Source organism: Bacteroides sp. 519 (assembly GCF_010500955.1).
GTDB lineage: Bacteria > Bacteroidota > Bacteroidia > Bacteroidales > Bacteroidaceae > Bacteroides.
This window is the reverse complement of the sequence record NZ_QVMJ01000018.1, coordinates 14685-25394: the sequence shown is the minus strand read 5'-3', so window position 1 is coordinate 25394 and position 10710 is coordinate 14685. Positions and strand designations below refer to the sequence as shown.

Annotated in this window: 6 protein-coding genes; all 6 read right to left on the bottom strand. The window is 42.0% G+C overall.

Features of this window, described 5'->3' with window-relative positions; all coding sequences use genetic code 11:
• Window positions 1-42: 42 nt before the first annotated feature.
• The 6 genes from D0T85_RS14910 to D0T85_RS14885 all read right to left on the bottom strand — a co-directional run bounded on the left by D0T85_RS14910 (window position 43) and on the right by D0T85_RS14885 (window position 10667).
• Window positions 43-2481, bottom strand: a complete 2439-nt coding sequence (locus D0T85_RS14910; protein WP_163214323.1) for a GH36-type glycosyl hydrolase domain-containing protein — start codon at window positions 2479-2481, stop codon at window positions 43-45.
• Between the two features lie 324 nt (window positions 2482-2805).
• A complete protein-coding gene (locus D0T85_RS14905; RefSeq protein ID WP_163214322.1) occupies window positions 2806-3366 on the bottom strand; it encodes an ORF6N domain-containing protein in 561 nt (186 codons plus the stop codon).
• Window positions 3367-3440: 74 nt separating this feature from the next.
• Window positions 3441-7811: a VIT domain-containing protein gene (locus D0T85_RS14900; protein ID WP_163214321.1), complete on the bottom strand. Its 4371-nt coding sequence runs from the start codon at window positions 7809-7811 to the stop codon at window positions 3441-3443.
• A gap of 186 nt (window positions 7812-7997) precedes the next feature.
• The gene (locus tag D0T85_RS14895) at window positions 7998-9008 is read right to left on the bottom strand and encodes a GldM family protein (RefSeq protein ID WP_163214320.1); all 1011 of its coding nucleotides are present in this window, start codon (window positions 9006-9008) and stop codon (window positions 7998-8000) included.
• A gap of 38 nt (window positions 9009-9046) precedes the next feature.
• Window positions 9047-10252 carry a carboxypeptidase-like regulatory domain-containing protein gene (locus tag D0T85_RS14890; RefSeq protein WP_163214319.1) on the bottom strand — a complete coding sequence of 402 codons (1206 nt, stop codon included), beginning with the start codon at window positions 10250-10252 and terminating at the stop codon, window positions 9047-9049.
• A gap of 244 nt (window positions 10253-10496) precedes the next feature.
• Window positions 10497-10667, bottom strand: a complete 171-nt coding sequence (locus tag D0T85_RS14885; protein ID WP_163214318.1) for a hypothetical protein — start codon at window positions 10665-10667, stop codon at window positions 10497-10499.
• Window positions 10668-10710: the final 43 nt, after the last annotated feature.

Genomic DNA, 10710 nt, shown 5'->3' with positions numbered 1-10710 from the left:
ACGGCGTGGCAGTGTCTAAGGTATATGCATAGAACAGTATTTCTATCCCAACACCACCTCTACCATATTTACACTTCCTTGCGGTTGCAACGGAATAACATTACCCACTATTGCTTCGGCATTCAATGTAATACTTTTTATCCCTTTCATTACCCTGGTATTATTTACCTGAATATGATATGTTGCTCCACGGAATTTACGGGTAACAGTAAACTCATTCCAATCGGCAGGGATACAAGGATTGATTTCCAGTCCGTTATAGGTTGGCTTAATACCAAGTATAAACTGGGTAATGGTATAATAATTCCATGCTGCCGTACCAGTAAGCCATGAGTTTTTAGCTTCTCCCGGTTTAAATGCATCTTTGCCGGCAATCATTTGCGAATAAACATATGGTTCCACTTTATGCAGTTCGGAATGCTCTTCGGTATAGGACGGGCATATTTTACGGAAGTAATCCCACGCATAATCGCCACGGCCAAGAATGGTTTCGGCAATAATTATCCATGGGTTGTTGTGGCAGAATATACCGGCATTTTCTTTATAACCTTTTGGGTATGTAGATATTTCGCCGTACTCAACTACATACTCGGTAAAGGCTGGATTGTTCAGTACAATACCGTGTGGAGTATCCAGATGTTGTTTTACAGAGTTAAGTGCTTTCTCAACCAGCCCTTCTCCCAAACCAACTTCTGCCATGGCACACCAGCCTTGCGACTCGATAAATATTTTGCCTTCCTTGTTTTCGTTGCTTCCTACTTTGTTACCAAAGAAGTCGTACGCACGCAGATACCATTCGCCATCCCAACCGTGTTTGCGAACAGCTTCAATCATACTGTCGATAAACTTTTGTGCACGTTGAGCCTCTTCTATCCTACCGGTATGTTGGCAAAGTTCTACATAATCACGACCGGAAACAATAAACAATCCAGCAATCATTAACGATTCGGCTTTAGAGCCTTCCGATTTATTTTCGGTGGTTTGGAACGATTCGTTCGGATCCCACGAAAAACAATTCAGGTTGAGGCAGTCGTTCCAGTCGGCCCGGCCGATTAACGGCAACATGTGCGGACCAAGGTTGTTGATTACATGATCGAAAGATACAGTAAGGTGATGGAAAAGTGATTCTTCGCTTCCCGGCTGATTGTCGAAAGGTACGGGTTCGTCGAGGATGGAGAAATCACCGGTTTCCTTCAGGTAGGCAACGGTTCCGAAGATGAGCCACATGGGGTCGTCATTGAAACCACCGCCAATATCATTGTTACCGCGCTTGGTAAGTGGCTGGTATTGATGATAGCATCCACCGTCGGGGAACTGTGTAGATGCAATGTCGATAATACGTTGACGGGCGCGGGTGGGTATTTGATGTACAAAGCCTACCAAATCCTGGTTGGAGTCGCGGAATCCCATTCCCCGGCCAATGCCCGACTCAAAAAAGGAGGCTGAACGAGAGAAGTTGAAGGTAACCATACACTGGTATTGGTTCCAGATGTTTACCATCCGGTTGAGTTTTGCTTCGCTACTTTTCAGTGTATACACATTCAATAAATCATCCCAGTATTTTCTTAACTCGTTAAAGGCAGTATTCACCTTTTCGGGGGTATCAAACTTTGCAATAGTTTGCCGGGCTTGTGTTTTGTTGATAACCCCTTTCGATTCCCATTTGTCTTCCTGGTTTTCGTATTCTACATATCCCAGCATAAACACCAATTCTTTGCTTTCGCCGGGTTGCAGTTCTATTTCGAGGTAGTGCGAGGCAATGGGCGACCATCCGTGAGCAACAGACATTGTGGGTTTGCCTGCCATTACTGCCTGTGGATCGCGAAACTCATTATACAATCCGATGAATGACTCACGGTCTGTATCGTATCCCTGAATGGGTTGGTTTACACTATAGTAGGCGTAATGATTGCGTCGTTCTTTATATTCTGTTTTATGGTAAAGTACCGATCCGTCAATCTCTACTTCGCCGGTAGAGAAGTTGCGCTGGAAGTTTTCCATATCGGTTGCGGCATTCCACAGGCACCATTCGGCAAACGAGAACAGTTTCAGTTTACGTGGCTCGCCGGTTTTATTGGTGAGTTTTACTTTCTGTACTTCGGCCCATGTGCTGAGTGGTACAAAGAAAAGTACTTCGGCTTCTATTCCATCTTTCTCGCCTGTGATGGTAGTATAGCTCATTCCGTGACGACATTCGTATTTGTCGAGTGGCGTTTTACAGGGTTTCCAACCGGGCGACCATACAGTACCGTTATCGTTGATATAGAAATATCGTCCACCATTATCCATCGGTACATTGTTGTAACGGTAGCGGGTAATGCGGCGGAATTTAGCATCTTTATAGAAAGAATATCCACCGGCAGTGTTTGATATCAGGGAGAAAAAGTCTTCATTGCCCAGGTAGTTTATCCATGGCCACGGGGTTTGCGGGTTTGTGATGACGTACTCGCGACGTTCATCGTCGAAATAACCAAACTTCATAAGGTACTAGTTTTTATTAAATTGAAAATTGAGAATTGAAAATTGATTCGCACAAATCGTATTCAACTCTTCTCTTTTTGATTGAGAGTGCAAATGTAGTTTTTAAATCAAAATAAATGGCATTAATTTATTAGATATTGATTATTTAAAAACCTTCAGAATCACACAATGTAGGGGCATCCTATATTTCCCCTATATTTGCCCTGATGATGGCTCGAAATGTATTATTCCATGCGGTACACATCAGGGCACCCACAAGGGGATGCCCCTACATTGTATATCTTTTCCTTACTAAACCAGAACTTTAATCAACTGTTTCAACTATTACTTATAAGATTTAAAACCAATTGGTTTACGCGGTTTATCCTCTAGTTTCTTTTGGGCTTGTAGTTCGGCCAAAGTCTGATTAATGAGTTCTAATTGCACTCGAGTATCTTCGTTTATATCATTATAATCAGCAAAAGACTCTTCAATATAGGCTTTGAGTTCTGCTATTTGGTTTTCTAATTGACCTACTCTGTCAACTGGTTTAGCTATTAAATGTCTAACTGCGACAAAAGCACGCATTATATTAATATTTACTTGTATAGCTATATCTGAATTTAATATTCCAGAAAGCATTGCTAAACCCTGTTCAGTAAAGGCAAAGGGGAGTTTACGAGTACCACCCCAACTTGATATCACAAATTGTGATTTCAAGATTTCCCACTCCTCCAAACTCAATTGAAACATAAAGTCAGAAGGAAATCTTTTCAGATTACGTTTGACGGCTTGATTCAAAATACGTGTTTCAACTTGATACAAGGTGGCCAAATCAAAATCCAACATTATCCTTTGTCCTCTAATCTCATATATCTTACTTTGTATAAGTTCTATCTGTTCCATTATTCGTGTTATTAAACAAGATGCAAATATAATCACAAATAATTTTCAATTCTCAACTTTCAACCTCAATTTAATCAAAACTCCCAACTCAGCGACAGCCCCATATTCCTTGTTCCCGGAATATTGAAGTAATCCAGACCGTAGCCATTGGATGAACCAGTAAGATTTGTTTCCGGATCTACTCCCTTATATTTACTGTACAACAGAATATTTCCTGCAAACACAGACAGTTTCAGCTGCGAACGGGTTCCAAGCAAACGCATAGGTATACGGTAACCCAATGAAACCTCGCGTAATTTGAGGTAGCCGGCATCTTCTATACCCTCCTCGGCTGTGTTATATGCTTGCATTACATACCTTGTACCGTTCCACATTTTGCCACCCTTCTTATAATCGAGTAATACAGAAAGTGAGAAGTTGCGGTAGTTTAACGAATTCATGAAACTTAACTGCCAGTCTGGATTGGGGTTACCCAGCACTTTTTGTTCATCACTACTATAGAGTACGCCCAGTGGCTGACCTTCGATGGCATACGAACCTGCAACACCTTCTATTCCGGCAAGCATTAGTTTTCTACCACCTAAATCGGTTACGCGGCTGCGCTCGCGCGAGAAGATGAACCGTGTATACCATGAGAAATTACGGTTCTCAATAAGGTGTGCTCCCAATTCAACTTCAAGTCCATGACGTTTAAATGTTCCACAATTCTCCAACTGAACAGAAGAAGCAGAAAGTTGGGTTGGCAACAACTGATTGGTACCCTTCTTCCAATAAAGAGAAGCTGCCAAGGTTAACCGGTTTCTCCATACTGCTAACTGGGTTCCCACTTCGTAGTGCATTATTGTTTCGGGTTTCAACTTATCTAAAATTACTTCACGCCCTTCGAAATGACTCGAAGCATCGTTAAGGTTGTAGATTGCAGAGTTAAAGTACACCGGATCCAGATACAACGGGGTTTCCTTATCTGCACGCGATACGTTAGCAAAAAGCTTAATCTGGTTAAACCAGTTACTACGGAATAATTCGAGCAAATTAAAGTACAGACCTGCCGAGGGTGAGAGCAATGTTTTATCGGAAACCGAACTCCACTCTCCTCGCATAGCTGCTTCAAGACTAAGTAAGTTTTGGTATTGTAATGCGGCCCTTCCAAATATTGCATTAGAGTGACGCTTGAATACCTGGTTGTAAGGAACAATCTCGGTTGCATTAGAGAGGTTGTAATGTCCCGGTTGCAACAATTCATAACCATCTAAACGATCGATGGTTCGTTTCGAGTTGTTATACTCGTGTCCTGCCAAGGCATTCAGTTCAATATCATTCCAGTCTTTGTTAAACTTTACTGATAGGCGTGATTGCAGGAACTTGAACTCTTCGTCTCTTTCCATAATATGCCCCGTTGGATTGTAAGCCGAACCGATATTCAGTGCTGTTCTGGCCTCGGACGATAGATAATCTCCATTTAACTGATAATCAAAAGAAAGATTATTGAGTAACTTATACGTCAGTTTGGCATTACCTGTAAAGCGGCTTGCTTCGTCTTTAAACGGATTGTTGTCTATTGTCCATTGTGGATCATCGACTGCTGCAGAAGGGCTTAGCAATATACTTTGCATAATGTTAGACATATTGTATCCACGTTGCAAACGGTTGCCTTGCGTATTCTTATAATTTAGGTCGATGGTATAATCGAACTTACTGTTTACTTTGCCGCCAACTTTCAATCCCAGGTTATTTTCGTTGAATTTTGATTTCGGGATAAATCCGTTTTGGGTATTGTTGCCCAGTTTTAATGTATAATACAATTTCTGGCGTTGCTCGGATACTGTAAGAAAGTTCTTGAAGGAATATCCCGTTTTAAAGATATCGTAACGGTCGTCCGACTGGTTCTCCAGTTTGGGCAAGCGGTTGGTGTTTTCTATTTGGAAAGCAGAGGTCCAGTTTACCGAAAGTGCTTTGTATAGCGGTTTCTTTGTGGTTACAACCAATACACCATTGGCAGCCCTGGAACCGTATATAGCTGTTGAAGATGCATCTTTTAACACGGTAATGCTTTCAATATCACTGGTGTTCATTTGCGACAGATCACTATACTCTACAGGTAGACCATCAACTACGATCAGCGGAGTACTGTTATCCATAATAGAGCTGCCACCACGTATCCGTATTCTGGCAGGATCGCCCGGCTCGCCGGCCGTTTGCGATATTTGCAAACCAGCAACCCTTCCCTGTAAGCTATGTCCTACCGAACCTGTGGGCAGATTGCTCGACGATACACTGGAAACCGCACTGGCTGTATATTCTTTACGCATTACACCATAGCCAACTACTACAACTTCGTCGAGTGTAGCAGCATCTTCTGTTAGCTTAATATCCGATGTGTTTTGTGAATTGGTAGTTCTTACCTCATCGTCAACAGCAAGGAACGAAGTATATTGTGTCAGCAAATTATATTGTAATCCCAGATTGGTAATCTGTTCTACCTGCCTTTCACTCAGAGAATGCTTTCCATAAATATCGTACCATCCGTTTACATTACCTTCGTAATACTGGGCATAGTCATCATAATAGCGTATCTGGTTACGTGCCCATAAGTAACGCAAAGCCTGATTGTGTTGAATGCGAGCATCAGATATCTTAAACTTTTGCTGATAAGTTGAATTACCCGAGATTCCTTCTACCGTAATGGTTCCTTTGGCTGCACCTTTGTACTTTCCATAAATCAGTATGGGGCGTTGGGCAAACACATCGGGAATGGCTACAGGTTCTACATCGTACACATCGAAATCGCCCCAATCAACAGAGATGTTAGTAAGCACAGGCTGAGTGATGTCGTTTATAGCCTGCTGCCCTACCTCTTTGGCCTGGGTTTTATTGGTTATGATATAAGGATTACCCATTCCGGCATGCGCCAATCCTTCTATTAAATAACGGTTAACGTTTGCTCCTATCCCAAAAGGAAACAGGTTTGCATCGTTAAGATGGCTACGTATATAATTAAAGAGTTCTTTTTCAACGCTAACATATCCATCGGTTATTATAAGGAATGTACGCGAAAATCCCTCGGTTCCTTTGAACTCCATTGCGTTCTTTACTGCACCATACATTTCGGTTCCGCCATTTCCCTGCTGTTTATCGATTATAGCCAATGCCTTTTCAATATTTTTTTCTGTTGCAGGAACCGATTCTTTGTAAAGCATGGCATTGCTCGATTCGAACAACATTACATTAAACCGGTCTATCGGACGAAGCGATGCCACCAGTGTACGAATCAGCTTTTTCGATACATCAAGCGGAAAGCCATACATGGAACCGGATACATCAATAATAAATACATATTCGCGTGGGGGAATCTGATCCAAGGTTGGTTGCTTGGGTGGCTGCACCATGAGCAGGAAGAAGTTTTCGTCGCCGTGTTCGTAACGCAGCAATCCCGATTCTACGTTTCCTCCCTGTAGTTCGTATTGCAGAACATAATCGCGGTTGCCCTCGTTGTCTTTAGGGTTCGACAAAGATATTACAGCCTGATCGGGCGACTTAGATTCTATAGTAAGGTTGTGAGATATACTACTAACCTTGCGGATAGGCATACCTGCCTGAATAATGGTATTGATTGAGAACTCCGGTTGCTCTTCTTTTAGATACTGCGCTGTTGATTGTTTTACCCATTCTTCGCCGGATGTAGAGTAACGCGGACCTACTACGGTTGGGTAAACAAATTCGTAGGTTCCTTTTTCATTTTCCAGCAGTTCGGTGTATCGCATTTCTACTGTAATGGTATCGCCCGGCAGAATATTTGCTACATTCATCTGAAACACATTCGGCCGGTGTTGCTCAAGCAGAGTAGTTGATTTACCTTCTTGTTTGGCTTGTTCGTATTCTTGCCGTGCCTGCTCTTTTTTCTTAATCTTTGCTTCAATGCGCCTGTTGCCAACAGTCATAGCCATGCCATATACTGCGGCTCTGGTTGAACCGGGGAATACATAAATGGCTTCGAGCGTGTTAGGCCCATCATTAATATAGATCTGGTTTACTTTTACATCGGCAATAACCCCTGCTATGTTTACTGTTACATCGGTTTTCTTCAAGGGCATACTTGCATCTTTCGATTCACTAAATACCTGAAAGTAAGGAGACTCCGATTTACTTAATGTATTATTGGGCAAACGTTTCACTGGTTTGGAATTGTCCTCGGTTACTACCATTTCGGTAGTGTTCATCCCTATATACGAGATGCGTAGTTTACTGCCCAAGGGGGCCTCAATTTCATAATAACCATCAAGATTGGTTATAGTGGCATTAGTACCACCTACCTGTTGCACGCTAACGCCAATTATAGGTTCACCATCGTTGTCTTTTATAACACCCGAAACCAAACGAATATCCTGTGCATAAGTTGTTACAGTAATAAAAAGCAATAGAAGAATGTATATTATTCTGTATTTCATAGTGGGTTATATTTTACGTTGTTCAACAATATTTTATGATTTTAAATTTAGAACTTTGAACCGCAGAGTTACGCTAGTTACGCAGAGTTTTTATTACGATGCCGCAGGAAAACTTAAAACTCTGCGTTAATCTGCGTAACTCTGCGGTTCAAAAAGAAAAAACTCAGTGCTTCTGTATTCTAATTATTACTCAATTATAAACTCCAATGCGGGGACGTCCATTGCTACATGTTCGGCTGTTTTTACGCGGATATTCTTTACATACAAACGTGTTCCAACCGGAAGGGTATCTATCCATTCGCGCTGCGATTTGGACAATCTGGACGAAGTAGATGTTATGCCGCTTATCAGGTCGTCGTTGTCGGAAAGTGTAAACGAAACAATGCGGTAGCTGCATTTAACACCTTCGGAGAACCAAAGCTCTAGTCGACTGCCCTGTACCAGTTCTTGCTTGCTGATTTTACCCTCTTTTACACCACGTACTGTTGCATACGGTTTATTCAATTCCATCACAGCAAAGCGTTTCTGTTTAAAATCCTTCAGTGAGCCATCTTTATGCAATACCCGTATACTTAAAAGGGCTGTTCCGGCTTTCTGCGGACGGATAATGTAGTTTACTCCTTCTACCTTAATTACCTCACCATTATTTATCGACAGTTCTATTGTAGCATGTTCGTTTTCATCATCGTAAATAACAATGGGGTTATCGGCGAGGGCATAAAGCACATCCAATTCCACATCTTCAATCAACGACTCGCGCGAGGGCAGCAACGATAGTATGCCCGCAGCACATCCGGGTTGCCCCTGATCGAAAGACATTACCACTTCGTAGGTAGCCGTTTTGTCGCAAACAAAGTCGAAACGCTGCAAATCTGTCGAGGTTTGCGCATCATAGGTACTGCCTACCAGTTTATCTTTCAGATAGAGGTTAAGGATGATGTTTCCTTCCGATTCTATTGAGTTGCATACATTGAAGCGGTATGTGTTGTTTCTGCTAAGTAAAATGGGGTATCGCGCTACCGGAATTGCCTTTCCACGCTCAACGCCATCGAACTTTACCTTAAATTCGCGCAGATACACCGCTTCGGAACCACTTTCTAAAGCAGCCTTTTCCACCAGTGTGTTGTCGCACTGTGCACTTATCCGGAGCGGACAGAGCCAGAGGACTATCAGGCATAGTAAACTGAATTGTTTCATAATTTTAAGTTTTTAAGTGAGGTAGAGGAGGTCTCACTTTACCTCCTTCTCTCCTTTACCTCCTCTATTCCTACTGAAATCTTCACATTATAATTGTCACCCTCCATTTGAAACCATTGGTGGGCTAATGAATAATGCCATGTGTTACGGCCTTCTTTTCCCGAATATCCTATACGCTGCCCGTAGTGAATGGATTTAGGCGCAAACCCTTCGGTTACCTGAGGTTGTTGTTTTCCAATCTCCACAAAATCCGAATCACCGGCATAGAAGCTGTAATCGTTGGGAAACACCCCTTGCATAGCTACAAAAAAGCCATCGTGAGGTATCGGTATCCTGTACTCGGATAAATCCACATCAAACCAGCCATTGGTGTCTTCGGGCGGCTGGGCTACCAGTATCTCGGGCAAGAGATCTTCTCCGGGCGAACGTTTCAATGTATCGACTCCAAATACACGAACCCTGAATGGGGCTTCCACATTTCCTTTGTCGGACAGGTAGTAACTTACTTTCTGGATGTATCCGTTTACGTTTTTCTTGTTATCAACATACAAGGCTATTTGCTGGCTATGTGTGTCGAGGTATATGGATCCGGCAGTAAACCAATGCCGGTTTCCCAGGGTCTTTTTCTTCTTTTTTAGCTTGGCAGCTTCTACAGTAACTGCAGTTATACCTACCGATTTTTCTTTCAATACAATCATAACTTCCGGCTCGTTAATTAGTGAACGGGCAATAAATGTGCGTCGTTCGTATCCCATACACGAGGCTGTAAGACTGTCGGACAGCTCCATTTCGGTAATCGTAAATTCAAAAAAGCCTTTATGATCGGCAACTACTCCTTTCGATTTTCCTTTTACCTGCAATGTTGCGTACGAAATGGGTTCTTCTGTTTCTTCATCGCATATCGTTCCGCGTATGGTATGGTTTTTAATAACCACAGTTCTTTTAGGAAACAGAATCAACTGTCCGGCATGAACGGTATAGCCAATTTTATAAGATGCAAATATTTTATTGAGTACACTTATCAAAGCCTGATTCTGTATTTCGATGGATACAGGAGTACAATCTGCCAACAAATCACTTGAATACGAAACATTTACTCCTGCGCTTGTTGCTATCTTTTCGATGGCTTTTTCCATAGGAACAGCTTTCAATGTTATGCTGATACGTTTCTCCAGAACCGTATTTTGTGCCGTAACGGAAAGTGTTCCTATGCAAAGGGTCAATATGATAATCAGTATTCTCAAACCGTTTTTCTTAATTAGACAGGGGCCAAATAATCCTCCCCTAAAAATGAACGAAATATTTTTGTTTTGAACACCGCAAAGATACAACGCTCAAAATTGGGAGTGTCCAGAAATGGAAAGAAACGTCTAGAAATTGCGGATTAAATTTATAAAAGAAGTTAATAAATCGTGCAATTGTTATGTTGAAGCCACGGATTGCTATATAGCTTTGCCGTTGAATGCTATATAGCTCTGAGGGTCAATGCTATATAGCTCGAGAGGTCAATGCTATATAGCTTCGATACTTTGGTCTATATAGCGCGAAAGTGCTTTCATCATCATCAACAGCAGCAGTTTCTTTTTCTTTTTCTTTTTCTGCTGTTGTTTTCTTTTCTTTTCTCTTCTCTTCTTTTCTTTTGTTGCAACGGAAATTCAACGGGCGTTGGATTTTTGTTCTCTGTATTTGTTGGTATTTATTG

Bases quoted from the DNA above. Each gene is read 5' to 3' on its own strand.
- D0T85_RS14910 (WP_163214323.1), bottom strand. From the start codon at position 2,481: ATGAAGTTTGGTTATTTCGACGATGAACGTCGCGAGTACGTCATCACA.
- D0T85_RS14905 (WP_163214322.1), bottom strand. From the start codon at position 3,366: ATGGAACAGATAGAACTTATACAAAGTAAGATATATGAGATTAGAGGA.
- D0T85_RS14900 (WP_163214321.1), bottom strand. From the start codon at position 7,811: ATGAAATACAGAATAATATACATTCTTCTATTGCTTTTTATTACTGTA.
- D0T85_RS14895 (WP_163214320.1), bottom strand. From the start codon at position 9,008: ATGAAACAATTCAGTTTACTATGCCTGATAGTCCTCTGGCTCTGTCCG.